Source organism: Actinosynnema sp. NPDC004786 (assembly GCF_053601135.1).
In genome coordinates this window covers 1-25,920 of the sequence record NZ_JBSGBG010000076.1, presented here as the reverse complement: position 1 = coordinate 25,920, position 25,920 = coordinate 1, and the positions used below count along the sequence as shown (strand labels likewise).

At 74.5% G+C, this 25,920-nt stretch carries 19 protein-coding genes; 7 read left to right on the top strand and 12 right to left on the bottom strand.

The window, feature by feature from the left end; genetic code table 11:
* Positions 1–136: 136 nt before the first annotated feature.
* The 4 genes from idi to ACWEFJ_RS37595 form a co-directional block, all read right to left on the bottom strand.
* Positions 137–715 (bottom strand): isopentenyl-diphosphate Delta-isomerase, encoded by a 579-nt coding sequence (gene idi, locus ACWEFJ_RS37610; protein ID WP_449716695.1) that lies wholly within the window; start codon positions 713–715, stop codon positions 137–139.
* 24 nt (positions 716–739) lie between these two features.
* A complete protein-coding gene (locus ACWEFJ_RS37605) occupies positions 740–2,092 on the bottom strand; it encodes a class I adenylate-forming enzyme family protein (RefSeq protein WP_449716694.1) in 1,353 nt (450 codons plus the stop codon).
* A gap of 6 nt (positions 2,093–2,098) precedes the next feature.
* A complete protein-coding gene (locus ACWEFJ_RS37600; RefSeq protein ID WP_449716693.1) occupies positions 2,099–3,172 on the bottom strand; it encodes a 3-dehydroquinate synthase II family protein in 1,074 nt (357 codons plus the stop codon).
* A gap of 75 nt (positions 3,173–3,247) precedes the next feature.
* Entirely contained in the window at positions 3,248–4,045 is a 798-nt protein-coding gene (locus ACWEFJ_RS37595) for a 2-amino-3,7-dideoxy-D-threo-hept-6-ulosonate synthase (RefSeq protein ID WP_378096100.1), read from the bottom strand.
* 211 nt (positions 4,046–4,256) lie between these two features.
* Between ACWEFJ_RS37595 and ACWEFJ_RS37590 the strand changes: the two genes are divergently transcribed.
* Positions 4,257–5,213, top strand: a complete 957-nt coding sequence (locus ACWEFJ_RS37590; RefSeq protein ID WP_449716696.1) for a LysR family transcriptional regulator — start codon at positions 4,257–4,259, stop codon at positions 5,211–5,213.
* A 122-nt stretch (positions 5,214–5,335) separates the two neighbouring features.
* Here ACWEFJ_RS37590 and ACWEFJ_RS37585 read toward each other — a convergent pair whose 3' ends face one another.
* From ACWEFJ_RS37585 to ACWEFJ_RS37570, 4 genes are all read right to left on the bottom strand, one after another.
* Positions 5,336–6,046, bottom strand: coding sequence for an AfsR/SARP family transcriptional regulator (locus ACWEFJ_RS37585; protein ID WP_449716692.1), 711 nt, complete (start codon positions 6,044–6,046; stop codon positions 5,336–5,338).
* Between the two features lie 96 nt (positions 6,047–6,142).
* Positions 6,143–6,484, bottom strand: a complete 342-nt coding sequence (locus ACWEFJ_RS37580; protein ID WP_449716691.1) for an MmcQ/YjbR family DNA-binding protein — start codon at positions 6,482–6,484, stop codon at positions 6,143–6,145.
* Between the two features lie 17 nt (positions 6,485–6,501).
* Entirely contained in the window at positions 6,502–6,936 is a 435-nt protein-coding gene (locus ACWEFJ_RS37575) for a hypothetical protein (protein ID WP_378097586.1), read from the bottom strand.
* A complete protein-coding gene (locus tag ACWEFJ_RS37570) occupies positions 6,933–8,387 on the bottom strand; it encodes a hypothetical protein (protein ID WP_449716690.1) in 1,455 nt (484 codons plus the stop codon). Before ACWEFJ_RS37570 ends, ACWEFJ_RS37575 begins: the two co-directional genes overlap by 4 nt.
* A 76-nt stretch (positions 8,388–8,463) precedes the next feature.
* On the opposite strand from ACWEFJ_RS37570, the gene ACWEFJ_RS37565 reads away from it, so the two are divergent.
* The 3 genes from ACWEFJ_RS37565 to ACWEFJ_RS37555 all read left to right on the top strand — a co-directional run bounded on the left by ACWEFJ_RS37565 (position 8,464) and on the right by ACWEFJ_RS37555 (position 13,367).
* The gene (locus ACWEFJ_RS37565; protein ID WP_449716689.1) at positions 8,464–9,852 is read left to right on the top strand and encodes an SDR family NAD(P)-dependent oxidoreductase; all 1,389 of its coding nucleotides are present in this window, start codon (positions 8,464–8,466) and stop codon (positions 9,850–9,852) included.
* A 282-nt stretch (positions 9,853–10,134) separates the two neighbouring features.
* A complete protein-coding gene (locus ACWEFJ_RS37560) occupies positions 10,135–11,082 on the top strand; it encodes a hypothetical protein (RefSeq protein WP_449716688.1) in 948 nt (315 codons plus the stop codon).
* On the top strand, positions 11,079–13,367 hold the full coding sequence (locus ACWEFJ_RS37555; RefSeq protein WP_449716687.1) for a hypothetical protein: 2,289 nt from the start codon (positions 11,079–11,081) through the stop codon (positions 13,365–13,367). The genes ACWEFJ_RS37560 and ACWEFJ_RS37555 overlap by 4 nt, the downstream gene beginning before the upstream one ends.
* 138 nt (positions 13,368–13,505) lie before the next feature.
* On the opposite strand, the gene ACWEFJ_RS37550 is transcribed toward ACWEFJ_RS37555, so the two are convergent.
* The 4 genes from ACWEFJ_RS37550 to fxsA all read right to left on the bottom strand — a co-directional run bounded on the left by ACWEFJ_RS37550 (position 13,506) and on the right by fxsA (position 19,644).
* A complete protein-coding gene (locus tag ACWEFJ_RS37550) occupies positions 13,506–14,621 on the bottom strand; it encodes a hypothetical protein (RefSeq protein ID WP_449716686.1) in 1,116 nt (371 codons plus the stop codon).
* Positions 14,622–14,652: 31 nt separating this feature from the next.
* A complete protein-coding gene (locus tag ACWEFJ_RS37545) occupies positions 14,653–15,615 on the bottom strand; it encodes a hypothetical protein (protein WP_378088577.1) in 963 nt (320 codons plus the stop codon).
* 19 nt (positions 15,616–15,634) lie between these two features.
* Positions 15,635–19,369 (bottom strand): FxSxx-COOH system tetratricopeptide repeat protein, encoded by a 3,735-nt coding sequence (gene fxsT, locus ACWEFJ_RS37540; protein ID WP_449716685.1) that lies wholly within the window; start codon positions 19,367–19,369, stop codon positions 15,635–15,637.
* A gap of 107 nt (positions 19,370–19,476) precedes the next feature.
* Entirely contained in the window at positions 19,477–19,644 is a 168-nt protein-coding gene (gene fxsA / locus ACWEFJ_RS37535) for an FxSxx-COOH cyclophane-containing RiPP peptide (protein ID WP_378088573.1), read from the bottom strand.
* A 217-nt stretch (positions 19,645–19,861) separates the two neighbouring features.
* Here fxsA and ACWEFJ_RS37530 point away from each other — a divergent pair, with 217 nt between their 5' ends.
* The 3 genes from ACWEFJ_RS37530 to ACWEFJ_RS37520 all read left to right on the top strand — a co-directional run bounded on the left by ACWEFJ_RS37530 (position 19,862) and on the right by ACWEFJ_RS37520 (position 25,806).
* A complete protein-coding gene (locus ACWEFJ_RS37530) occupies positions 19,862–20,992 on the top strand; it encodes an FxsB family cyclophane-forming radical SAM/SPASM peptide maturase (RefSeq protein ID WP_378088571.1) in 1,131 nt (376 codons plus the stop codon).
* Entirely contained in the window at positions 20,989–22,131 is a 1,143-nt protein-coding gene (locus tag ACWEFJ_RS37525; RefSeq protein ID WP_449716684.1) for an aKG-HExxH-type peptide beta-hydroxylase, read from the top strand. The genes ACWEFJ_RS37530 and ACWEFJ_RS37525 overlap by 4 nt, the downstream gene beginning before the upstream one ends.
* A gap of 222 nt (positions 22,132–22,353) precedes the next feature.
* A complete protein-coding gene (locus ACWEFJ_RS37520; protein WP_449716683.1) occupies positions 22,354–25,806 on the top strand; it encodes a TM0106 family RecB-like putative nuclease in 3,453 nt (1,150 codons plus the stop codon).
* Positions 25,807–25,920: the final 114 nt, after the last annotated feature.

Here is a 25,920-nt window from a genome sequence, read left to right as displayed (position 1 = left end):
CGCCTGGCCGAACTCCCCACCGTCATCCGCATCGTCACCAACCTCGAGCACTACCGCCAAGGCTGGTGACCTTCTGAATAACGCTCCTACGTTCGCGTCGCGCGTGTCCTACGTTCGGAACGGGCGAGTTGAGCGTTCAGGACAGGCGGGCGGCGGCGGGCAGGCCCGCGGGCGACGCGACCGGCCAGGCCGACGGGTCCGGGCCCAGCTCCCACAGCTCGGCCACCTGGAGCGCGCACCACGGCGACACGGGACGGACGCCCGCGAGCACGGCCGGGGCGAACTCCGCCCACGGCACCCACTCGAACGCGTCCACCTCGTCCGGGTTCGGCCGCGGGTCGCCGGACACCCGGCCCCGGAACACGGGGCACATCTCGTTCTCGGTGATCCCGTTCTCCATCACCGCCCGGTAGCGGAACGCGGGCAGCACGAGGTCGAGCGCGACGTCGGCCAGCCCCAGCTCGTCGGCCAACCGCCGCGTCACCGCGCCGACCATCGGCTCGTCGGGCGCGGGGTGCCCGCAGCACGAGTTCGTCCAGACCCCCGGCCACGTCTTCTTGTGCAGGGCGCGCCTGGTCAGCAGCAGCCTGCCCGCCCCGTCGAACAGGTACGACGAGAACGCCAGGTGCAGCGGGGTGGACGAGTGGTGCACCGATGCCTTGTCGGCCACACCGATCCCGGCACCGGACTCGTCCAGGAGCACGACTTGTTCCACGCGCCCACCCTGCCACACCGGCGATCACCGCGCGTCGGCGAGGACCCTCGGGTTGCGCACCAGCTTCCCGCTGGACGTGCGCGGCAGCGCCCGCAGCACGTGGACCCGCTGCGGCTGCTTGAACTCGGCCAGCCGCTCGGCGCACCACGCGGCCACCGCCTCCGGCGTCAACGCGTCCGACGCGGTCGAGACGTACGCCTCGATCACCGAGTCGTGCACCGCGATCGCCTCGGTGACCAGCGGGTGGGCCCACAGGGCCGCCTCGACCTGGGTCAGGTCCACGTTGCTGCCGCGCACCACGACGAGCGAGTCGGCCCGGCCCAGCAGCCGCAGGTTGCCGCGCGCGTCGAACTCGCCCCGGTCACCCGTCCGGAACCACCCGTCCAGGTAACGGCCGTGGTCGCCGTCGTCCAGGTACGGCGACTGGTCGAGCGCGACCTCCACCAGGCCGTCCCGCACCCGGATCGTGGTGTCGGACAGCGGCCGGCCCACGGACGGCCGGCTCGTCCCCGTCACGTCCATGGTGAGCGCGCCGGTCTCGGTGGTGCCGAAGCACTCCCCGACCCGGAACCCGTACGCGTCGGCGAACCGCTCGGCCACGTCCGGCCGCATCAGCTCGCCGCCCGCGAACGCGCCCCGCACGGTGCGCAGCGCGGACCGGTCGGCGGCCTCGGCGAGCAGCTCGAAGTGGTGCGGCACGCCGGTGACGAAGTCGACCTCGTGCCGCGCGGCGGTCCGCAGCACCTCCTCCGCCGTCGGCCGCGCGGCGAACACCAGCCGCACGCCGACGGCCAACGCGTGCAGCAGCCCGCCCATCAGCCCGAAGCTCTGCGCGGTCGAGTTGAGCAGCAGCATCCGCTCGCCCCGCCCCGGCATGCCCTCGGCCGCGCCGAACCGCATCACCTCGCGGATGATCGACTCGGTGCTGCGGCCGACGACCTTCGGCACCCCGGTCGAGCCGGAGGTGAACTGGACGAGCCGGTGCCGGGTCGCGGCGGGCCGGCCGTCGGGCCGCTCCTCGGTGACGAGCTCGTGGCGCTCGCGGAACACGCCGTCGTGGCGGGCGACGCCGCGCACGACGAACTGCGGGCGGGTCAGGTCGAGCAGCACGTCGACCTCGGCGGGGGTGAGCCGGGGGTCGATCGAGATCACCCGGGCGCCGAGGCCCCACAGCGCCAGCACCACCTCCAGGTGGGTGAAGCTCGGGGGCACGTGCAGCGCCACCGCGCTGCCCTCCCCCACCCCGGAGGCGGCGAACCGGCTCGCCTCGGCGGCGACCGCGGCGCGCAACGCGCCGTGGGTCGTGGTGTGCTCGTGGGTGAACACCGGCACGTCGTCGCCGTGGCGGCGCAACAGGTCGGTGACGAACTCGCGCATCTTGGTTCAGGTCTCCTTGCAGAACTCGCCGATGGGGATGCCCACGTGCCGCTGCTCGGTCGCGATGTAGCCGAGCAGCTCGTCACCGCGTTGCAGCTCGGTGACGTTGCGGACCTTCCCGCCGGGGCCGAGCACCCGCACGTGCCAGTCGTCCTGCACGGTGAGGCTCACCTCGACGCCCTCGGGCGAGTGCGCGGTGATCGTCAGGATCGGGCGCGACTCGAGCTTGGCCCGACCGACGGTGAGCTTGCGGGTGCGGCCCTCGGAGTTGACGGCGAGCACCGTGCTGCCCGAGCGCAGCTCGGACAGGTAGTTGGTGCGGTTGTCCGGGCCGAGCACGTAGGAGTGCAGGGCGCCGGCGTTGACCCGGAACGGCCGGGTCGGCATGTAGGGCAGCGGGTGGGTCTCGCTGCAGCACAGGATGAAGCCCGAGGAGAACGAGCCGACCAGGATGCCCTCGTCCTCCTGGAAGTGCGACGCGGTGTCCACGCACACGCGGTCGCCCAGGCCGTTGTGGGCGATGCCGTCGACGACGAGCGTGGTCAGGTTCAGCGGCGGCGTGGTGGCCTCCAGCAGCCTGGCCAGCTTGAACACGTCGTTGGCGTCCCGCGGCGCCATCAGCACGCCGTCCGAGCCGTGCTCCAGCACGTCGAGCACGATCGCGGCCTCCTCGAGGTCGGCCACGACGGTGACGAGCTTGCCCGGCGCGCCGTCGGCGGCCGCGATGACGATCTCCAGCGGGATCTTGGTCGGGTCGGTGAACGCGACCACGGTGTGCCCCAGCCGCACCGCCGCCGCGCACGCGAGCTTGAGCGTGCGGTCGTCGCGGACCTGCACGAACGCCGCGTCGGTGGTGAGCCGCTCCAGCGCGTCCTGGTCGTCCACCACCACGGTGACCAGGTGCGGGCTGTCCACCGCGGCGTCGGTGACGAGCACCCGGGTGATCGTGGGCGGCAGCGTGTCCAGCAGCGCCGGGTCGTCGGAGACGACACCCGCGAGCCGGGCGTGCACGGCGGCGTCCACGACGGCTTCGCGCTGCGCTTCGGGGACGGGTCGGAGGTCGATCCAGGCGAACTTCAACGGTTCTCCAAGGGGGTGAGCGTGCGACCGCCCGCCGCCGGGCCGGGCGCCGGCGGCGGTCGCGGGGGGACGTGGTCAGGACGAGGCCACGACACCCGTCATGGCGCGGACGAGGTCCGACCGGGTGTCGTCGTGGACGATGGAGGCCAGTTCCGCGACCAGCGACATCGGCGCGGGCGCGGTGAACACGCGGCGGCCGACGGCCAGTCCCGCGCAGCCGACCGCCATCGCGGTGCGGGCGTGGTCCACGACGCTGCCGCCGGTCGCCGGACCGCCCGCGACCAGCACCGGGATCGGGCAGCTCGCGATCACCTCGGCCATCCGCTCGGCGGGGTGCGCGAGGTTGGTCTTGACGAGGTCCGCGCCCAGGTCGACGGCGATGTTGACCACGTGCGCGAGCAGCGCGGGGTCGTTCTGGTCGGCGATGCGCGGGCCGCGCGGGTAGACCATCGCGACCAGCGGCACGTTCCAGTCGTCGCACGCCTTGGCGACCACCCCGAAGTCGACGAGCTGGCGCTCCTCGGTGTCCGAGCCGATGTTCACGTGCACGCTGACCGCGTCGGCCCCCAGCCGCAGCGCCTCGTCCACTTCGCCGACCAGCACCTTGGCGTTGGTGTCGGCGGCGTGCGCGGTGCCCGCGCTGAGGTGGACGATCAGCGCGCACCCCGCGAGCACGTCCGGGTCGATCGTCCGCACGCGTCCTTTGTGGACGATGATGGCGTCGGCGCCGCCGACGACCACCGAGTCGATCAGCTCGTGCCACCGGTCGCGCGGCGCGACCGGCCCGTCCGAGACGCTGTGGTCGAGCGGGACGAAGAGGTACCTGTCGTCGCGCGGACGGGAAAGGCGTCGCAGCCGCAACGCTTTCCTCATGTCGCTCACACCTCCTCGGTAGACGGCCATGGCCACCAGCAGGGTGGTGGAACGGGCGAGCGCGGCGGGAGGTGTGAGGTGGCGATAACTCGTCAGTTATGCACCTGTTGGAGCAATCGCCTCGTGTCCCGCTGGACACGGGACGGCCTCCCCTGGTACGCGCGCGGTCGATGGCCGGTTTGTCTCATTGCCCTAGGCTGCCGCAGTGAACATGGAGCTCAGGCATCTCCACGTCGTGCTGACCGTGGCGGAAGCGGGCAGCATCAGCCGAGCCGCCTCCCTGCTCAAGATCGCGCAGGCCGGGTTGACCGCGCAGTTGCGCCGCATCGAACGCGGCTTCGGTGGTCCGTTGTTCCTGCGCCGCACCGACGGCGTCGAGCTGACCGAACTGGGCCGCCACGTCGTGCTGCGGTCCCGTGACCTGGTGGAACGGTTCGACGACCTGCTCGCCACGGCGCGCAAGCTGGCCGCGGAGAGCGACGTCGCGGGCGTGCGGCTCGGCGGTGTGGCCGGGTCGCTGACGCCGTTGCTGGTGGGCGTGGTCCGCACGTTGCTGCCCACGCACCCGCAGACGACCCACATCGAGCGCACCAGCGACGCGGTGCTCGACCTGGTCCGCACCGGGAAGCTGGACCTCGCGCTGGTCACGGAGTTCCCGGAGAGTCCACTGCGGATCCCCGAAGAAGTGGACTGCCGGACCGTCGTGACGGAGCCGATGCTGGTCGGGATCGCGGTCGGGCACCGGCTTTCCGCGCGCAACGAGGTACGGCTGTCCGAACTGGCCGACGAGGAGTGGGCGGTGCCCGACGAGAGCTACGGCGGCGGGCGGCTCGACCTGCACCTGGCCTGCGAGGCGGCCGGCTTCACGCCGCGCTGCGCGCACTTCGGCGTCGACCCGGCGTCGGCCGCTGAGCTGGTGCGCTCGGCGCACACCGTGGCGTGCTTCTTCCCGACCGGCCACGACCTGCCGGGCGTGCTGCTCAAGCCGATCGTGGGCAACCCGGTGCACCGGCGCGTCACCGTGGCGTGGCGGCGGGACTGCGCGGTGGCCGAGTACGTCGACGACATCCACGCCGCGCTGCTGCGCGCCTACCAGGAGCGGATCTGGGCGCACGGCCCCCGGACCGCGAAGCTCGCCGCGACCGGGTGGACCGTGGCCGCGAGCTGAGGGTCCGCCGACTCGGGATCCGGGCCGCGGGTCGCGGTGCCGCCCGGCAGCGCCCCGCGGCCCGGATCCCCGTCACCGGGCATCCGGCGGCCCGACGCTAACGACGTGCGGTAAAGCCGCGCCTAAACGCCCAGCGCCGCGCGGTACAGCTCGCGCAGCCGCGGCCCCGGCGGCACGCCCAGCTCGTCGGCCAGCGTGCGGCGCGTGTCCTGGAAGACGCGCAACGCCTCGGTCCGCCGGCCGCAGGCGAGCAGCGCCGTCATGAGCTGCTGGCGCAGGTTCTCCGACAGCGGGTGCTCGGCCACCAGCGTCGTCAGCGCCTGCGCCGCCTGGGCGTGCCTGCCCAGCGCCAGGTCGGTCGCGATGGCCGCTTCGAGGGCGGCCAGGTGCTGCGCCTCCAGCGGCGCGCACAGCCAGGACCGCAGCGGCTCGGACTCCGCGCCCGCCACCGGCGTGCCCCGCCACAGGGCCAGCGCGCGGGTGTACAGGTCGCGCCGCCGTTCCAGGTCGGCGGTGGCGGCGGCCCGCGCGGTCAGGTCGCGGAACCGGAGCGCGTCGACCTGGTCCGGCTCGGCCCGCAGCACGTACCCGCCGTCCTGGTGCGCGACCGGCACGCCCTCGCCGCGCAGCGCGGAGACGTGCACCTGGAGCGACTTGCGCGCCCGCGGCGGCAGGGACTCGCCCCACACCAGGTCCAGCAGGCGGTCCACCGGCACCCGCCGGCCGCAGTGCGCCGCCAGCACGGCCAGGACCTGGCTCGGCTTGCGGCGCGGCGACCGCGGCTGCGCCCCGTCCCGCCGCACCTCGACCGGACCCAGGATCAGGAACTCCACACCGCCCCCAGTCGCGTCGACCCTGCACCGAGATGGACGCGACTGTGACGGTCTCCGGAAGGCCGCGGTTCCGCCGGGGGGACGGGTCCGGCGCGCCTACCGACCCAGGTGCTCGGCGGCCACGCGCTTGGGCACGCACATCCGCCACGCGTCCACCACGAGTTCGGTCAGCTCGTCCACGTCGACCTCGGCCAGGGCGCACTCGACCCAGTGGTACCGCAGGTCGGACGGCGCGGGCAGGCGGAACTTCACCGGGTCGGCGGCGACCAGCGCGTCCCGCTCGTCCTTCGGGAAGGCGAAACCGAGCGTCCGCTCGTCGCGGGAGAGGGCGAGGTAGACGATCCGCCCGATCCGGAACTTCACCCGGTCCCGGACCACCGCCTCCTCCGTGCGCGGCAACGACCGCGCGATGCGGCGGACGTCGTCCACGGTGGCCACGGCGGCGTGCTCGGCGGTCAGCGGTCGGCGTGCCGGAGCACGCTCTCGACCTCGGCGCGGAACGCGTTGACGCCGTCCTCGCCCTCGGGCGCGCCGTGGGCCTGCAACAGGTGCAGCAGCGCGACGCCGTCGGCGGACCGGCGTGACAGCGCGTGGAAGGAGAACGCGGACTCGCAGACCGTGACGGCGGTGGCCAGGGCCGCCGCGACCGCGGCCAGGAACGCCCACAGCGCGCGGTGCCGGCCGTCCGCGACGGCGACCGCGCCCAACGCCGCGGCGGCGGTGAACAGCAGCACGGTCAGGCCGGTCGTCCACCGCCGGGCGGTGGTGTAGCGGGCGCGGGCCTGCTCGAACCCGGCGAGCCGTTCGCCGACCCGGTGGCGCAGGTAGGCGCGGACGAACTGCTCGCGGTGGTCGTCGGCCACCGACGCGGGGGGTGCGACGCGGGTCATGGGCGGCTCACCGATTCGTGCCGGCACCGCGCCACGGCGGCGGCCAACTCGCGGGCGCGTTCCTCGCGCTCGGCGTCGTCGGCCGCGGGTGGCGCGGCGAGGTGGTCGAAGTACAGGGCGCGCAGCCGCTCGGCGCGGACGCGGGCGTCCGGGTCCTCGCCGCCGCGGGCGACGACCGCGAGCACCGCCGCCGCCGCGCCGGACACGGCCAGCAGCACGCCGGGCCACGGCACGTCCCGCAGCCAGACCTGCAACGCGGCGAACACCGTCGCGCCGAAGCCCGCGGCGACGGCGAGCACCACCAGCAGGCGGGCGCGCTCGCGGGCGCGGAGGGCGGCGACCTCGCACTCGTGCAGCGCGGGCGCGACCACCCGGTTGGCCTCGTGGATCGCGTCGGCGAGCAGCGGGTAGTCGAGCACGTAGCCGGGTTCGATCACGGGACGCGGCTCGGGCTCCCGGAACCGCAGCCGCGGCCACACGGCGGGCGGCGGCACGTCGGCCCGCGGCCTGGTCCCGGGGCGGTTGCCCAGGATCCGGCGCAGCACGGCCACGACCTTGTCCGGGCCCTCGTCCAGGTGCACCGCGGCCACCTGGCCGCTGCGCACGAGCACGGCGAGGTCGTCGTGGTCGGGTGCGGTCCCGGTGCCGGCCGCGGTCCCGGCGGGTTCGGTCTTGGCGACGGCCTCGGGGGAAGCGGTGTCGGCGGCGGTCCCGGCGGCTCCGGCCCCGGTGACGGCCTTGGCGGCAGCGGTGTCGGCGACGGTCCCCGCGGCTCCGGCCCCGGTGGCGGCGTTGACGGCAGCGGTCCGGACGGGCTCGCCGTCGGCGGGTGCGGTCCGGTCGACCGGGGTGTCGCGGAGCCGGCCGCCGGCGATCTCGTCGGCCAGCGCCCCGGTGCCGCCCAGCACGAGCAGCGGCCGGTCGCGGCCCAGGTGGTCGACCAGCGCGGCCCGCGCCCGATCGTCGCCGCCGATCAGCAGCGCGAGCACCGGGCGCTTCGCCCCGGCCACGGCGTCCACCGCGCGGAACAGGGCGGGCACCTCCTCGCCCCACGTCGAGCCCGGCACGAGCACCGCCGTGTCGTGGTTCACGTTGAGCCGCACCTCGCCCTCGGCCGGCTCGGCGTCCTCCGCGGCCACCCGGCCGGACGGCGCGACGCCCACCAGCCGTGGCCACCGGCCCTCCAGCGACTCCGCGGCCAGGCCCACCAGGTGCGTGACGCCGACGTCGGCGCCCGCCGTGACCACGACCGCGTCGGCCTTCGCCGCCGCGGCGAGCACCGCGCGCAGCACCGGCAGCACGGCGGCGGCGAGGTCGGTGCCCAGGGCGTCGGTCGAGCCGAACACGGCGAGGACCGGGCGGCCGCGGGGCAGGCCGAGGGCACGCGCCCGGATGTCGGCGTCGGGGTGGGCCAGTCGCCGCACCCGTGGGCCGGTACCCGCAGTAGGCATGCCGGGCACCCTAGCGGTGCCTCACGCGAATTTCACCCGTCCGGGGGCGAATTTCGCCGCAGGTAGAGTGCTGGGCGTGTCGATTGACCCCGCCGAGCTGGAAATCGCCCTAAGGGTGCTCGCCCAAGTGGACGAACTGGACACCGAGCACCCCGACGCGGTAGCCGTCCGCCGGGCCACCGCCGGCATCTGGAAGAGCCTCCGCAAGCGCCGCAAGGCCGAACGCCGCGCCTCCGTCACCGCCGCCGACCGGGCGGTCATCGAGGCGACCGCGACCGGCTCGCCGTCCCGCATCGACGACGAGACGCGCGGCCTGCTGCTGCGCGAGCCCGAGCCGGGCGCGAAGGCGGGCACGCTGCTGCGCGCCCGGTCCTGCTACACGTGCAAGCGCCGGTACACCGAGGTGGACGCGTTCTACCACCAGCTCTGCCCGGACTGCGCGGCGCTGAACCGGGCCAAGCGCGACCAGAGCGCCGACCTGACCGGCAAGCGCGCCCTGCTCACCGGCGGCCGGGCCAAGATCGGCATGTACATCGCGCTGCGGCTGCTCCGCGACGGCGCGCACACCACCATCACGACCCGGTTCCCGCGCGACGCGGTGCGCCGGTTCGCGTCCATGCCCGACAGCGCCGACTGGCTGCACCGGCTGCGCGTGGTCGGCATCGACCTGCGCGACCCGGCCCAGGTGGTCCAGCTGGCCGACTCGGTCGCCGCCGCCGGACCGCTGGACATCCTGATCAACAACGCCGCGCAGACCGTGCGCCGGTCGGCCGACGCCTACGCGCCGCTGGTCGCGGCCGAGTCGGCGCCCCTGCCGTCGGGTCCGCTCCCGGAGCTGGTGACGTTCGGGCACACGGTCTCCGCGCACCCGGTGGCGTTGGCCGGCACGTTGGCCGACACCATCCCGGCGGTGACGGCGCTGGCGCTGACCGCCGGCTCCCGGGAGATCGACGCGGGCGGCCTGGTGCCCGACGTGGCGGCCGTGAACAGCTGGGTCCAGCGGGTGGACGAGGTCGACCCGGTGGAGCTGCTGGAGGTGCAGCTCTGCAACAGCACCGCGCCGTTCATCCTGATCTCCCGACTCCGCCCGGCGATGGCCGCCTCGCCCGCGCGCCGCAAGTACGTGGTGAACGTCTCGGCGATGGAGGGGCAGTTCAGCCGCGCGTACAAGGGGCCGGGCCACCCGCACACCAACATGGCCAAGGCCGCGCTGAACATGCTGACCCGCACCAGCGCCGAGGAGATGCTGACGACCGACGGCATCCTGATGACGGCCGTCGACACCGGCTGGATCACCGACGAACGGCCGCACCCGACGAAGGTGCGGCTGGCCGCGGAGGGGTTCCACGCGCCGCTGGACCTGGTCGACGGCGCGGCCCGGGTGTACGACCCGATCGTGCGCGGCGAACTGGGCGAGGACCTGTACGGGTGCTTCCTGAAGGACTACGCGCCGTCCGCGTGGTGAGGCGGTCACCGGGACGACTCCGTCCACTCCCGACAGCAGGAACGCGACTGGGCCGATCGGGTATCCGGGTTAACGAACCGGCGCGGGTGTGCGACTCTCCGTCGGTAGGCTGAAGCGTTCGTTGTGCCGCCGTGAGGCGACGGGGGTGGGCATGGACCGCGGGCGGGCCGGTCGAGCCGCCGCGCTGTCGCGCGTGACCGGCCCGACGCCGCCACCGGGATCGGCCGACCGGGCGACACCCGTTCGCGGTGGCCGTGACGGTCGGTGCGCGAGGTGGACGTGGTGACCGCGCGCCGCGTCAACCCGTTCCCGCTGCCGGGCTGGGAGAGCACCCCGATGCGCCCGCTGCGCCCGTGGCACCGGCCCGCGCACCGCGACTACTACGTGCCCGTGGACGGCGCCGAGGACGCCTTCCGGCAGTTCCGGCAGGACATGGGCGACCTGGGCGTGATGCTCGAGTACGGCCGCCTGGTGCTGGTCACCGGCGAGTCGGGGTGCGGCAAGACGGCGCTGGTCAACCGGTGCGCGGACTGGGTCGTGGGCGAGCTGACGCGGCGCGGCATGCGCGGGGTCGTGCTGGACCTGACGGGCTGCCTGCCGACCGACCGGGAGCTGTCCATCGACGAGCGCACGGTCGAGGTCTGCGACCAGATGTTCGACCTGCTGGTGGACCACGACGCGCTGCGGCCGGAGGCCGCGGACCGGCTCGCGGACGACCGAACCGTGCCGCGCCGCGTGTTCCCCCGCCTGGGCCGGGCGCTGCGCGAGGAGGTCGCGCTCATCCTGCTGCTGCCCAGCCCGAACGAGCTGGTGGACGAAGTGATCCGCTACGCCAGGGTGCTGAGCAACGCGAAGGTGCTCTTCCTCGCCGAATCCGCGTACCTGGGCACGGACGAGGTGGCCGACGTCGTGCGCCAACTGGAAACGTGGGTCCCGCCGATCACCCTGCACGTGGGACCGCTCGACCCCGGCGACGCGCAGCGGTTCGCCGAAGACCGGCTCACCCGCCACTCGGCCGCCGGGACCTTCCCGCGGATGAGCGACGACGCGATCGAACTGGTGGCCAAGCACTGCCAGTCGGTCGCGATGTTGCAGCGCTTCCTGCACGGCACGTACGAGCACAAACTCGAAACGGGACTGGGTTACACCGAGACCGACCTGGTGACCGTCGAGGACATCAGGGCGTTCCTGAACACCAGGTCCCGGACCGGACTGGGGAATGGGCCATGAGCGTTGGCAGCGATCTCCCGCCCCCGCGGAAGAACCCCTTCTCGCCGATGGCGGTCGCCCGGATCACGGATTTCGACGCCGACCCCGACGCGGTCGACGTGGCGATCACCACCGACGCGACGCGGCAGGCGCTCGCGCACCTGACCTCCTACCTCGACGCGCCGCCCGCGCGCGGCGGGCGCGACCGCTCCGGCACCGTCGTGGCCGTGCTGGGGGACTACGGCACGGGCAAGACGCACCTCGCCGTGCGGCTGGTCCGGCACGCGCGGGAGGTGCTGGCCGACCCGACGCACGCGCTGTACCTCGACGCGACCGCGGAGAGCTTCATCGAGCTGTACCGGCGGTTCATGCAGAAGCTCGGCCGCGAGGGCGTGCGCGCCCAGGTCAGCGAGTACTACGCGGACATCGTCGCCGATTCCCTGCAGAGCAGCGGCCTGACCAGCGACATGCTGGAGTGGCTGGGCAGCAGGCAGTTGGAGCCGCAGGAGGTCGTGGAGCGGCTCGGCCTGATGGAGAGCGCGCTGCTGCGCAAGGTCCAGGACACGCTGCGCGAGGTCACCAACAACAAGAACTTCGGCACCGCGCTCACGCTCCTGCTGCGGCCGGGGTTCGAGCACTCGGTGTGGTCGTGGCTGCTCGGCGGCGCGCCCGACCAGGTGCTGGTCGAACGGGGCATCGCCACGCCGATCGACACCGAGGTGGCGGCGCTGGAGGCGATGGGCGTGTTCGCCCTGCTGTTCGGCGGCAGGCAGCGGCGGTTCGTGCTGGCGATCGACGAGCTGGACAAGATCTTCTCCGCCGACAGCCGGCCGCAGGCGCGCACGATGGCCGCGTTCCAGACGTTGCTGCAGGTGTTCGCGAAGGCCGGGGCGTGCCTGGTGCTGTGCGGGCTGCCGGACTTCAAGTCCGTGCTGCCGCCGTCGGTGCGGCAGCGCATCCCGTTCACCGTGGTGATGTCCGGGCTCAGCCGGCGCGAGGTGCGCGAGTTCATCACGCTGGCGCAGGAGCAGGTGTTCGGCACGCCGCAGCTCGCGCCGTTCACCGTCGACACCGCGCGCTACCTGCGTGACCTCGCCCGCGGCAACGCGCGCAACGTGATCCGGCTGTGCCACCGGGTGTTCCGGATGGCCGACGACGCGTCCCGCACGCCGGGGCACGGCTTCGCGGTCACCGAGGACATGGTGCGGCAGGCGGCGCGCGAGCTGTTCGGGTCGCTCAGCTCCGACGACATCGACGGCGTGGTGCGGCGGCTGCTCGACGCGGGCGGCCTGGACTACCTGCACCGGCACCTGCTGGGCGTGGCCGAGGACTCGCTGGCGGACTTCTGGGTCACGTTCCCGGAGCACCGCGCCGGCTGCGCCGTGCTGATCACCGGGTCGCTGCTGGACAACGCCGACGTGGGCGCGGTGGTGCGGCGGATCTCGGCGGTGCGCGAGGCCGAGCCGGACGCCGAGCTGATCCTGCTGGTCAACGGGGTGCTGGCGGACGGCGTGGCGATCCAGTTGCGGGAGCTGCTGGGCGGCGAGCCGCTGGTGTACGTCGACCGGACGTTCGCCGAGGACTTCAAGGCGCTGATGGGCGCGACGAGCAGGCGGTTGGGCGGCGACACGGACCCGATGTCCGCGTTGCGGCTGCGGATGGACCAGTTGGCCCGGCAGCAGTCGGGCATCTACGGGTTCATCGAGCACCTGGCCGAGCACATGGACGGCGTGCGGGCGTCGTCGGACCGGCAGCTCGGCGCGATCCAGCGGCAGCTGGAGGCGATGGCGGGCGGGACGCCGGGCCGTGCGGCGGAACCCGCGGCCGGCCGGTTGCCCGGCGAGGTGGAGCGGCTGTTCCGGGACGCGGTGGACGCGCTGGACGACCTGACCCAGGTCGACGTGATGTTCCAGGAGGCGTTCGACCACGCGCCGACCACGACGCAGGAGGCGGTGCACCGGCGGCTGCGGACGCCGGAGTTCACCCAGGCGGCGGCGCAGGCGGTGTTCCTGCGCCAGGCCGTGCGGGCGTTCCGGGCGGCGGTGTCGCAGTGGTACCAGTCGGCCGAGGACGACGACGCGGAGGACCGGCTGGACGACCTGTGCGGCATCTACGACGGGATCGTGGAGTTCCTGCCGCTGTTCCTGCTGGAGCCGCTGTTCACGCTGCCGCCGTGGTCGGCGCGGGCGGGCGGCCTGGTGGCCGAGGTGGGCCAGGGGTCGCGGCGCGCCCGCGTGCACGAGGCCCTGTCCAACCTGAGCCCGCGCGTCCGCCGTGCCGTCGTCCGCGCCCCGCGCCTGACCTGAACGGCGAACTCGGGGCACCCCAACGTAGGACACGCCTGTTCCGAACGTAGGACACGCGCGGCCTGAACGTACGACTCTCGCGTGAGTCCTACGTTCGGAACGCGCGTGTCCTACGTTCGGGATGCGTGAGGTGAGCGTTCAGGGCGTGGACGGGGTGGGGTGGGGCGAGGGGCCGGTGGAGCGGGCGAGGGTGGGGGTTGGTGAGGTCAGGCGGTCGTGGAGGCCGTTGGCGGCGGCGTGGAGCAGGTTCACCACGATCACGGCCGGTGCGACCACGGCGATCGCGCCCGGGAACGTCGGTTCCAGCAGCAACGCGAGGATGATCGCGGTCAGCCCGTTCTGCTGGCCCAACGCGAGCCGCACCCGGTCGCCGCGCCACTGCCGCGGCACGGTCAGCGCGAACGCCACCACCGCCTGCGCGCCGAACGCCGCCACCCCGAGCACCGCGCCCACCCCGGCCAGCGCCCAGCTGAACTCGGCGGCCAGCACGAGCCCGACCGCGGCGGTCGCCAGGAACATGCCCACCTCGGCCAGCCCGTCGACCCACCGCCCGAGGTCCGGCCGGAAGAACAGCCCCAGCAACGCCAGCGCCAGCAGCAACGAGTGCTGCACCGCGACGAACCCGAGCGCCAGGACCGCCACCACCATCACCGCGCGCACCGCGTACCGGACCGCGCGCCCACCGGCCTCGGCCCGCCGCACCCGACCGCGCACCAGCGCCCACAGCACGAACGCCACCCCGGCCAACGCCAGGTTGAGCAGCAGGTTCACCGCGAACGACCCGACGCCGCCGACCGCGCCGCCCCGCAGCGCGAACGCGGTCAGGTACACGGTCAGCAGCACGGTGATCGGGTCGTCGAACGATGCCCACGCCGACAGCAGCGCCTTCGCCGAGTCCGACATCCGCGACCCGGCCCGCATCGCGGCCACCGACAGCGGGTCGATCTGCGCCACCGCCACCGCGAGCACGAGGTGCTCCGGCTCCCGGAACACGAAGAACACCGCGCCGAAGATGAGCGCGACCTTCGCGAGCACGCCCAGGGTCACCGCGACCACCACGGTGCCGAGCTGCCGGCGGAACTCCGCGATGACGATGCCGCTCGTGCTCGCGTAGAGGCCGAACCCCAACAACGCGGTGATGAAGAACCCGTACACCGGTGACCGGTCGACCTCGTCGAGCCCCGCCCCGGCCGCCGCCAGCCATCCCGCGCCCAGGGCCGACAAGAGCGCGACCGAACGGATCACCGGCGTCACCGTCCCACGGTAAGCAGGGGTGCGGGGGCGTTCAAGGACCGATCGGAGTGAGTTCCTCCGCCAGGGCGGACATCCGCTCGTCCGCCGCGCGCACCCGGGACTGGTCGATCGTCACGCCCACGAGGTACTCCCCGGCGCGCAGCCGGTAGTAGAAGACCGCGCCCATCTCGACGTCCAGCACGAGCCGTTCCAGCAGCCCGCCGACGACCGGGTTCACCGCCCGGTTCAGCCTGGTCGCCAACGCGCCCAGCTCCTGCGCGAACCCGTGGTAGAAGCGGCGGCGCGCGTCCACCGTGATCTGCTTGAAGAACGGCGACAGCGACGGGTCGCCGAGGCAGTCGGCCATCGCCCGCACCTCGCCGCCCGCCACGTGCGCGACCAGGTGCAGGTCCTGCGCCCGCACCGCGGCCAGGCACGCGGTCAGCGGGCCGTCGCCCGCCGTCACGTGCGGCCTGACCCCCTCCCGCACCGGCAGGGGCTCGTCGTCCGCCGCGCTCTCCCACCCGCCCGGGTTGAGCGAGCCGAGGCTGAGCTGGCGGCGCAGCCGGGTGGCGAGCCCCGACACCGCCCGGTCGGCCTCCTCCACCGCCGGGTGGGTGAACAGCGGCCCCGCGCCCGCGTGGTCCAGCACCAGGCCGACGACGTGCTCGGTCGGCACGACGGAGTCGCAGAACAGCGCCCCCTCGTCGGTGTGCAGCACGGTGCGGATGAGCCGGCCGGTGCGGACCTCCTGCAACGCCCGGTCCAGCGTGGCGACCTGGAACGTGAGGTGCCTGCCGAGCCGCTTCAGCTCCTCGCGGCGGGTGCCGCCGGGCAGCGCGTCCGGTGCGGGCGGCGGGTCGCCGAGCACGTCGACGCCGAAGTCGAACACCCCGCTGCTGTAGTGCGCGAGGTAGTGCAGCGCGGGGCTGTCGGCCACCGCCTCCCGGCACGCCTGCCTGGTCAGGTCGAACTCCGGGCCGACGTGCTCGGCCTGCTCCTCGTGCAGCTCCACGCCGGTCCCTCCTGGGCGCTCACGTGTGCGGGATGTCGACATCGCACTCCCGCCAGTCCTGGTCGGTCGGGTGCGCCGCGAGCCGCAGGTTGTGCGCCGCCGCGGCGGTGTGCGGGTGATCGTGCCCCAGGAACTCCAGGCAGTCGGTGTGCGCCTCGGCGATCAGTTCGGCCGCCCGGTCCGCCGCGCCGGCCGCCGCGTGCACCCGGGCCTCGTCCACGGCCGCCGCGAGCGTCCACGGGTGCGTGTCGCCGAGGCGGTCGCGCAGCACCAGCACCGCGGCCTCCACGTGGCCCACCGCGCCGGCGTGGTCGCCCGCCGCGCGCAGCGCCAACCCCAGGCCCAACTCGCACAACGCCACGAACGGGTGATCGTCGCGCAGCTCGACGTGCCGCTGGAAGCCGGTCAGCGCGGTGCGCGCCAGCTCCACGGCCAGCTCCGCGTCCACGCCGACCCGGCGGTGGTCGGCGGCGAAGCTGAGCGCGCAGCCCAGCGTGTACGGGTGGTGCGGGCCGAGCAGTTCGCGGTAGTCCCGCAACGCCTTGCCGGTGCGCTCCTTGGCCTCCTTGGCCCGGCCCACGAGCCGCAACGCGATCGCCCGGTTCCACTGCACGCCGACCTGCGCCTGGTTCAGCTCGTGCCGCAGCGCCTGGAGCTGCTGCGAGGCGTGCAGCAGGGAGTCGAGCGCCTCCGGGTAGCGGCCGAGTTCGCGCTGGTAGAGCCCGATCTGGGCGAGCGTGGCCCAGGTCCGCTCGTCCCCCGTGCCGAACAGCCGGCGACGCCTGCGGTAGTTGTCCTCCTCCAGCGCGAGCGCGCCCGCCGCGTCGCCGGACAGGAACATCGACGACGCCAGGTTGTTCGCGGCCCGGCGGGTCTCGGGGTGGTCGTCGCCGAGCACCGAGCGCAGGCCCTCCCAGGTGGCCTGGTCCTCGGCCAGCGCCTCGGCGAACAGGCCGAGCCCGCGCAGGTCGCCGCCCCGGCCGCGGGCGGTGATCAGCGGGCGCGGGTGGGTGAGGTCCAGGGCCCGCCGCTGCTGGGCCAACGCGAGGTCGTCCAGCCGCAGCGCCTCCGTCGGCTCGCCGAGCACGCGGTGCACGTTGGCCAGCTCGGTGGCGAGCCGGTTGCGCAGCGGGTCGGCCGTGCCGAACGCGCGGGTCCACGCCTCCAGCAGCGCCCGGCCCGGTCCCAGCGCGGCCCGCCGCACGCCCGCGCCGCCGTCGGTGAACAGGAACCGCACCTGGTTGACCAGCCAGCGGCGCACCCGGGGATCGCCGCTGTCCAGCGCGCCGGACGGGATGACGTGCTTCTGCAGCTCCGCGAACCGCGCCCGCCGCGTGGGCGACTTGTCCTCCACCTCCGTGGGCGCCAGCGCGGCGAGCGCGCTCAGCACGTCGGCCTGCCGTTGTGCCCCCTCGGCCGGGGTCATCCGGTCGCGCAACGCGCGCTGCACGACGCGGTGCAGCCGCAGCGAGTACTGGTCGCCCCAGTCGACCCGGAACAACCCGTAGCGCGCGCCGTACCAGAGCACCCGGTCGATCTCGGCCGCGTCCAGCTCCAGCGGCTCGGCGTCCACGCCGCCCGCCGCGACCACGCGGCCGAGGAACGCGGGCGAGCGCACCAGCCCCAGGTCCGCGCCCTCCGGCGACAGGAACGCGCACAGCTCCGCGACCAGCACCGCCAGCCGCCCGGTGGCGCTGCCGCGCAACGCGTCCACCGCGATGTCGACGACCCGCGCCACACCATCCACTTCGGACCGTTCAAGGCGTTCGAACAGGGTCCGCGTGGCCCAGGTCGCGGCGTCGGCGTCGCGGGCGCCCGCGGCCACCTCCAGCCGGGCCACCTCGCCGAGCCACGAGGACGCGAGGTCCAGCGCCAGGGGCAGGTGCTCGACCGCGTCCGCGACCCGCCGCGCGTCGGCCGCGGTGAGGCCGGGCACTCGGTCCAGCAGCAGGCGGGTGCTGTCGTCGGGCCGCATCGGCACCAGCTCGACGGCCTGCCCGGCCGCCGGTCGGGCGGTGATCAGCACGTGCCCCGCGGCGCCGGCGGGCAGCAGGTCGGCGATCGAGCCCGGGTCGTCCACGTTGTCGTAGACCAGCAGGAACCGGGCGTACGCCGGGTCGTTCGCCAGCCGTTCCAGCGCGGACAGCGTGCCGTAGTCGGTGGAGCCGGGCTGGTGCAGCCGGACCGCCAGCTCGGCGAGGCCCGTCAGCACCGACTGCCGGTCGTGCGCGGACAGCCACCACACCGCCGCGTAGTCCGACGAGAACCGGTAGGCGTACTCCAGCGCCAGCTCGCTCTTGCCGACGCCGGGCGCGCCGTTGACCGTCACCACGGCCCGCGCGTCGCCCGCCGCGACGAACCGGTCCCGCAACGCCTCCAGCTCGTCGTCCCGGCCCACGAAGCCGGGGTGGCGGGGCGGCAGCTCGAACACGTTCGGGTCGCTGCCGGGCACCCTCATGCCGGGCTCGTGCACCGTGCCGGGCCGGTCGATCAGGCCGAAGTGGGCGAGCAGCCGGGCGGCCAGCGTGTCCGGGGTGTGCTCGTGCGCGGCCAGCGCGCCGTGCGGGGCCGCGTCCTCCGACAGGTGCAGCCGCAGCACGGTCAGCGGCACGGCGGGCAGCTCCAGCGGGCCGAGGTGCGGCGACGACAGGACCACCACGCCCGGCGGCACGTCGGCGGCGAACCACTCCCCCGCGTCGGCCAGGCGGCGGACCTGCGCGCCCGCGCGTTCCAGCTGGCCGCGCACCCAGTCCGCCCAGGCCCGGTCACGGGGCGCGTGCACCAGGACCACGCGGTCCGGCTCGGTGGTGGACGTCAGCCCGAACACCCGCCGGTAGCGGGCGCGCAGCACCGGCGACACGGGCACGACCTCGGTCACCGCGCCGCCCGTCACGGCCGCGGCGAGCCGGCCGTACTGGGCCTCCAGCGCCCCGCCGCCCGCGGGTTCCTCGACCAGGATCGCCAGCAGCGGGTCGAACGCGTCGAACGGGCGGTACGGGATCTCCACCGTGCCGCCGTCGGGCACCCGCTTCGCCTGCCCCGCCAGCAGTTCCGCGAACGCCGCGTGGATCGCGGACCGGATCCGCTGCGCCCGCGACAGCTCGTCGGCGTCGTCGAACAGCGTCGCCACCGGCACCACGTCGATCCGGATCGGGGCGCGCTTGCGCAGCCGCGCGGCCAGGTCCGCCGCGTCGGCGATGGCGCGGGGACGCGGGCGGAAGCACACCACGGCCAGCTCGCACAGCGTCGCGATCAGCGTCAGCGACTCGTCGCCCGCGCCGGTGGGCGCGTCGATCAGCACCTGGTCGTAGTCCGACTCGGCCAGCCGGGCGCGCAGGTCCGCGACCACGCCCGGGTCGCCGTGCCGGGTCTCGGGCCGGGGACGGCCGGCCGCGTCGGTCGCCGCCGGCGACACCACGTCGACGTGGCCGGGTTCGGCGACGTCGCCGGCGGGCGGCGCGAACCGCTCGACGGCGGGCGCGGTGTCGTCCTCGCCCGGGGCGTCGCCCCGGTACGCGGCGACCAGGCCGCGCCCCAGGGCGTCGGGTAACGCGAGGCGTTCCACCAGGAACGGCTCCAGGTACTCGCGCACCCGCGGCACCTCCGAGCCCCAGTCCACGACCAGGACGCGTTGGCCGGCCGCGGCGAGCACCCACGCCAGGTTCGCCACCGCGCTGGTGCGACCGGTGCCGCCGGTCGCCGACAGGAAGGCGGTGACCCCGGTGCGGGCCGGGGTGGTGCGCGGGGTGCTCATCTGCTGCTCCAGGGCGGCGTGGGGACTGGGGGATACCGGTGACGGCGACCGCGCGCCCGCGACTCAGCCCCGCTGCACCCGAACGGCCCCGCGCGGGGCGGCGGTCGTCACAGGGAACTCTCGAACGCGGCGAACCGGGTGGGCAGTTCGGCGTTCTCCGCGAGGATCCGGTGCAGCGCGGCGCGCAGCGCGGTGTCCGGCAACTCCGCCAGCCGGGCCAGGTCCACACCCGTGACGTCGAGGAGTTCGGACTCCAGGACGGGTTCGGAAGCCATGTGCGACGTACCCCCTCACCGCAATGCTGCGGTTCACCCGCAGTCGCCCGATTGCCGGCGACGCCGGCGGCGCGGTTCCCATCGTAGTGAACGACAACGGTCACCGTCGGGAATCCTCCGATCGGCGGAGGTAGCGGGCGGCGCGCTGTGTTTGATTGCTGGTGGGGGTGTGTCGAATGGGCGGGGCGTGGCCGGATTGCCCGGGGGGTCGTTGACGGTGGACTCGGCGAATGGGTTGCCGTTCCGCCAGTTCGTGCTCAAGGTGCACAGCAGGTGCAACCTGGCGTGCGACTACTGCTACGTGTACGAACTGGCCGACCAGCGGTGGCGTTCGCGACCGCGGGCGATGTCGCCGGAGATCGTGGCGCACACCGCCGACCGGGTGGCCGAACACGTACGCGCGCACGGTCTGCCCGAAGTCGAAGTGGTGTTGCACGGCGGTGAGCCGTTGCTGTTCGGCCGGGCCGCGATCGAGTCGTTGGTGACGCGGTTCCGTTCCGCCGTGCCGGCGCGGGTGCGGTTCTCGGTGCAGACCAACGCGACATTGCTGGACCGCGAATTCCTGGGGTTGTTCTCCGCGCTCGGCGTGCGGGTCGGGGTGAGCGTGGACGGCACGCCGGAAGCGCACGACCGGCACCGCGTGCGGCCGGACGGCGGCGGCAGTTGGGCGTCGGTGCGCGCGGCGCTGGAGTCGTTGCGGTCCTTCCCGGAGGTGTACGGCGGCCTGCTGTGCGTGGTGGACGTGCGGGAGGACCCGGTGCGGGTCTACGAGTCGTTGCTGGGTTTCGCGCCGCCCGCGGTCGATTTCCTGCTGCCGCACGGGAACTGGTCCGCGCCGCCGCCGGGGCGCGTCGCCGACCCGGCCGCGACGCCGTACGCCGACTGGCTGATCGCCGTGTTCGACGTCTGGTACGGCAGGCCGCGCACCCGGGTGCGGCTGTTCGAGGAGCTGCTGGCGGTGCTGCTGGGAGGGCGTTCGGGGGTGGAGGGGATCGGGTTGAGCCCGTCGGCGCAGGTGGTGGTGGAGACCGACGGCACGGTGGAGGCGTCGGACATCCTCGCGTCGTCGTCGCCCGAGGCTTCGGCGACCGGGCTGCACGTCGCGCGCGACCCGTTCGACGCGGCGTTGGACCTGCCGGACGTGCGGGCCGGGCGTTCCGGGTTGGCCGGGTTGTCGGCCGAGTGCCGGGGGTGCCCGGTGGTGTCGGCGTGCGGCGGCGGGCTGCGGGCGCACCGGTTCCGGGAGGGCGGCGGGTTCGACCGGCCGTCGGTGTACTGCCCGGACCTCGCGCGGCTGATCGGGCACGTGCGGTCGCGGGTCGCGTCGGACCTGGCGGCGCTGGCGTGACCATCGCGCCGTTCCGGGTGCCGGCCGCGGACTTCGTCGCGCTCGCGCGGGGCGGTGGCGGCGCGTCGGCGGTGCGCACGTTGCGGCGGGCGCGGCGCAGCCGGACGTTGCTGCTGATCCGGTCGATCGCCCGGGACCCGGCGGCGCGGCCGGCGTTCGCGGCGTTGCGCGAGGTGGCGCGGGTGGCGCCGGAGGCGGTGGACCGGGTGCTGGACCACCCGTCGGTCGGGGCGTGGGCGACGCGGACGGCGTTGGCGATGCGGCGGGGCGACGCCGCGCGGCCGGCGGAGCTGGCGTTCACGGCGGCCGCGGCGGCGGTGCGGGCCGGGGTGGCGGTGGACCTGGAGTTCCCGCCGGTGGAGGTGTTCTCGCTGCCGTCGTTGGGCGTGGTGGTGGGTCCGGGGTTGGCGTACTCGCCGCTGCCGGAGGTGGCGCTGGGCGGGGTGACGCTGCAGGTGGACCTGTGGCACGGCGGCGGGGTGCCGGACGGGCTGTCGGTGGCCCCGTCGGTGGACCTGCCGCGGTGGCGCGCGTCGCTCGGGGCGGCGTGGGACCTGCTGGCGCGCGACCACCCGGCGCTCGCGGCGGAGTTCGCCGAGGTGGTGTCGGTGGTGACGCCGATGCCGTCGTCGCCGACGGGGACCAGCAGCGCCACCGTGGCGGACGCGTTCGGGTGCGTGTTCCTGTCGCCGACGCCGGACGCGGAGACGCTGGCCGTGACGCTCGTGCACGAGGCGCAGCACAGCAAGCTGGTGGCGTTGATGGACCTGTTCCCGCTGGTGGAGCCGGGTCGGGACGCGGTGTTCTACGCCCCGTGGCGGGAAGACCCCCGCCCGGCCGCCGGCCTGCTGCACGGCACGTACGCGCACCTGGGCGTGGCGGGCTTCTGGCGTGGCCGTCCCGGCCCGGCCGCGCAGGCGGAGTACGCGCGCTGGCGCTCGGCGGCCCTCGTCACCGCCGAAACGCTGCTGGCCTGCGGCCACCTCACCCCGACCGGCCACGCGTTCGTCACCGAGATGGCCGACGTCCTGCGCGCCTGGTGCGCCGAACCCCTTCCCGCCGCCGCCCTGGCCGCCGCCGAAGCCGAGGCCACCGCCCACCGGGCCCGCTGGCGCGCCGCCCACGGCCCCCTCCCCTGAACGCTCACCTCACCCGACCCGAACGTAGGACACACGCGTTCCGAACGTAGGACTCACGCGAGAGTCGAACGCTCAGGCCGCGCGTGTCCTACGTTCAGGTCGTGCGTGTCCTACGTTCGGAACGCGTGAGTTCTACGTTCGGGACGTGGCGCGGGGCACGGTGCGGCGACTCGCCGGGCGCGGTCCGCCGGGTCGAGCCGTTCGGCCGCGATACTGCCCGCCATGCTCACCGCCGACGGCCACCTGGTGCACTCCCCCGCGGACCTGGTGGACCTGGTGGAGTGCGACCACCGCAGCCGCCTCGCGCACGCCCTGGCCGCCGGCCTCCCCGGCGCGCCCCTGCCGGACGACCGGCCCACCACGCTCGCCACCCGGCACGGCCTCGCGCACGAGCAGGCGGTCCTGGCCCGGTTCCGGGCCGAGCACGACGTGGTCGAGATCCCGCAGCCCGCGCCGACCCACGAAGCCCTCACGCACGCCGCCGCCCTGACGGCCGACGCCCTCGCGGCCCGCGCGCCGGTGATCTACCAGGCCGTCTTCTACGCCGACGGCTTCCACGGCCGCGCCGACTTCCTGGTCGCCACCGACCGCGGCTACGAGCCGCACGACGCCAAGCTCGCCCGGCACGCCACCCCGGCCGCCGTCGTCCAGCTCACCGCCTACGCGGCCGCCCTGGGCCCGCACGCCGGCCCCGCCATGCACCTGCTCCTCGGCGACGGCACCACCAAGTCGTTCCAGGTCGCCGACTTCCTCCCCCTGGTCCGCGACCTCCAGGCCCGGCTGAGGACCCGCCTCGCCGCGCCGCCGTCCCTGCCCGAACGCCTCTGGGCCGACGAACGCCCGGCCTGCGCCACCTGCCGGTTCGGCCGGCACTGCGCCGGCGGCCGGGAACGCGACCGCGACCTGTCGCTCGTCGCCGGCATCCGCGCCGACCAGCGCCGCAAGCTCGCCGCCGCCGGCCTCGGCACGATCGACGCCCTCGCCAACGCCACCCGCGCCGACCGCCCCGCCACGATGTCCGCCGCCACGTTCACCGGCCTGCGCGCCCAGGCCGCGCTCCAGGTCATCCAGGACGACTCCCGCACCGAGGACGACCCGGTCGGCAAGGTCGCCTACGAGGTCGTCGCCCCCGAGGCCCTGGCCGGCCTGCCCGTGCCGAGCCCCGGCGACCTGTTCTTCGACATGGAGGGCGACCCGTTCGCGCTCAACGGCGAGGGCCTGGAGTACCTGTTCGGCGTGGTGGACGCCGAGGAGCGGTTCACGCCCTTCTGGGCGCACACCCGGCCGCAGGAGAAGGCGGCGTTCGAGCGGTTCGTCGACTTCGCCACCAGGACGCTCGAACAGCACCCGGACGCGCACGTCTACCACTACGCGCCGTACGAGGTGAACGCCCTCAAGAAGCTCGCCGCCCTGCACGGCACCCGGGAGGACGCGGTGGACCACCTGCTGCGCTCCGGCGCGCTGGTCGACCTGTACTCCGTCGTGCGCAAGGCGCTGCGCGTGTCCCAGCGGTCGTACTCGATCAAGTACCTCGAACCGCTCTACATGCCCGGGGCACGCGCGGGCGAGGTGACGACCGCCGTCTCCAGCATCGAGGCGTACGAGGAGTTCCTGGCGCTGCGCGACGCGGACCCGCCGCGCGCCGAGGACGTGCTCTCCGGCATCGCCGACTACAACGCCTACGACTGCGTCTCCACGCTGCGGCTCTACCGGTTCCTGCTGGAGGTCCGCGCGGAGGCGGGCATCGAGCCGCACGTGCCGGAGCCGTCGTTCACCGAGGAGATCGAGGACGAGCTGGCCGCCCAACGCCGGGCCGAACGCGCCGAACGCCTCGCCGCCGTGGTGGACCCGCTGCTGGAGGGGCTGCCGGACAACCCGGCGGAGGCGACCGACGACGAACGGGCACGCGCGCTGCTCGCCGCCGCCGTCGGCTACCACCGGCGCGAGACGAACCCGGCGTGGTGGGACTTCTTCCGGCAGGTGGCCGCGCCGCTGAGCGAGCTGGAGTCCGACAGCGCGTGCGCGGTGCCGGTGTCGGTGCGGGCGCAGGACTGGGAGATGCCGTCCGGGCGGGTGCGCAAGGCCAAGCGCGAGGTGCGCGTGTGGTGCGACCCGGACCGGCCGCACCCGTTCGCCAAGGGCGACCAGGTCCGGCTGCTCTACCCCGGCACGCCCGCGAACGTCGCCCGGGACGCGGTCGTGCTCGCCGAGTCGGCCGAGGACCTGGTGGTGCTGGAGAGCGTCGCGCCCGACGACGTGCACCACGACCGGCCCCTCGCGGTGCTGCCGGGCAGCCCGGTCCGCCCCACGCCGAAGGACGAGGCGGTGTACGACCTGGCCCGCGCCGTCGTGGACGGGCTGCCGGAACTGCCGCCCCACCCCGGCGTCGACCTCGTCCGCCGCACGCCGCCCCGGCTGAGGACGGGCGCGCTGCCGCGCGGCGACGACCTGATCGCGGACGTCATCGCGGCGGTGGACGCCCTGGACGGCTCCACGCTGGCCGTGCAGGGCCCGCCGGGCGCGGGCAAGACCTACCTGGCGGGACGGCTGATCGCGCACCTGATCCGCGGCGGACGGAGCGTCGGCGTGACCTCCACCAGCCACAAGGCGGTGGAGAACGTGCTGAGCGCGGCGTTGGCGGCGGGCCGCGAGCTGGGCGTGCCGATCCCGACGGCCAAGCGGGCGAAGGGCGCGCCCGTCAAGGACTGCGCGTGGGAGCAGCCGCGCGACAACCCGGCGCTGGTGCGGTGGCGCGACGACCAGGGCGGCGGGCACCTGGTGGGCGGCACGGCGTGGACGTTCGCCAACGCCGCGCTGCGGGAACGGCCGTTCGACGTGCTGATCGTGGACGAGGCCGGGCAGTTCGCGCTGGCCGACGCGCTCGCCGTGTCCACGTGCGCGCGCAACCTGGTGCTGCTCGGCGACCCGCAGCAGCTGCCGCAGGTCGTGCAGGGCACGCACCCGGCCGGCGCGGAGGCGTCGGCGCTGGGGCACCTGATCGGCGACGCCGACGTCATCCCGCCGGAGCTGGGCTACTTCCTCGACCAGACGCGGCGCATGCACCCGGCGGTGTGCGCGCCGGTGTCGAACCTGTCGTACGCCGGCCTGCTGCACGCCCACCCCAGCGCCGCCGCGCGCGGCATCGACGGCGTGCCGTCCGGTGTGTACGTCCACTCCGTACCGCACTCGCACAACACCACCTCCTCGATCGAGGAGGCCGCGGCCGTGGTGGGCGTGGTGCGCTCGCTGATGGGTCGCATGTGGACGGACGGTCCGGACGCGCGCGCGTTGGACGACTCGGACATCCTGGTGGTGGCCCCGTACAACCTCCAGGTGCGGTTGGTGCGGCGGGAGCTGGAGAAGCACGGCTACGAGCACGTCCGGGTCGGCACCGTGGACCGGTTCCAGGGCCAGGAGGCCCCCGTGGTGATCACCACGATGACGTCCTCGGCCGCGGTGGACCTGCCGCGCGGGCTGGACTTCCTGTTGTCCCGCAACCGGTTGAACGTGGCGTTGTCGCGGGCGCAGGCGGTGGCGGTCGTGGTGTGCTCGCCCCGGCTGGTGGAGGCCGACATCCGCGACGTCGACCAGCTCCGCCTGGTCTCCGGGATGATCGGCCTGATGGCCGACGCCGTCCGGTGGGACATCGACGGGGGCTATGGCCAAACCGTATGACCCGGGCCGTTCACCCGCTCTTAGTGATCAGTTCAGAATGAGTTTCCGTAGGCAGATGATCGAGCAGGCCAGGCTGAGGATGGCCTGGTGGACATCGGCTCGTCGTTCGGTCCG

Coding starts and splice junctions, on each gene's coding strand:
- ACWEFJ_RS37570 (WP_449716690.1), bottom strand. CDS start 8,387: ATGCCTACTGCGGGTACCGGCCCACGGGTGCGGCGACTGGCCCACCCC.
- ACWEFJ_RS37595 (WP_378096100.1), bottom strand. CDS start 4,045: ATGAGGAAAGCGTTGCGGCTGCGACGCCTTTCCCGTCCGCGCGACGAC.
- ACWEFJ_RS37555 (WP_449716687.1), top strand. CDS start 11,079: ATGAGCGTTGGCAGCGATCTCCCGCCCCCGCGGAAGAACCCCTTCTCG.
- ACWEFJ_RS37590 (WP_449716696.1), top strand. CDS start 4,257: ATGGAGCTCAGGCATCTCCACGTCGTGCTGACCGTGGCGGAAGCGGGC.
- fxsA (WP_378088573.1), bottom strand. CDS start 19,644: ATGGCTTCCGAACCCGTCCTGGAGTCCGAACTCCTCGACGTCACGGGT.
- ACWEFJ_RS37575 (WP_378097586.1), bottom strand. CDS start 6,936: ATGACCCGCGTCGCACCCCCCGCGTCGGTGGCCGACGACCACCGCGAG.
- ACWEFJ_RS37605 (WP_449716694.1), bottom strand. CDS start 2,092: ATGCGCGAGTTCGTCACCGACCTGTTGCGCCGCCACGGCGACGACGTG.
- ACWEFJ_RS37520 (WP_449716683.1), top strand. CDS start 22,354: ATGCTCACCGCCGACGGCCACCTGGTGCACTCCCCCGCGGACCTGGTG.
- fxsT (WP_449716685.1), bottom strand. CDS start 19,369: ATGAGCACCCCGCGCACCACCCCGGCCCGCACCGGGGTCACCGCCTTC.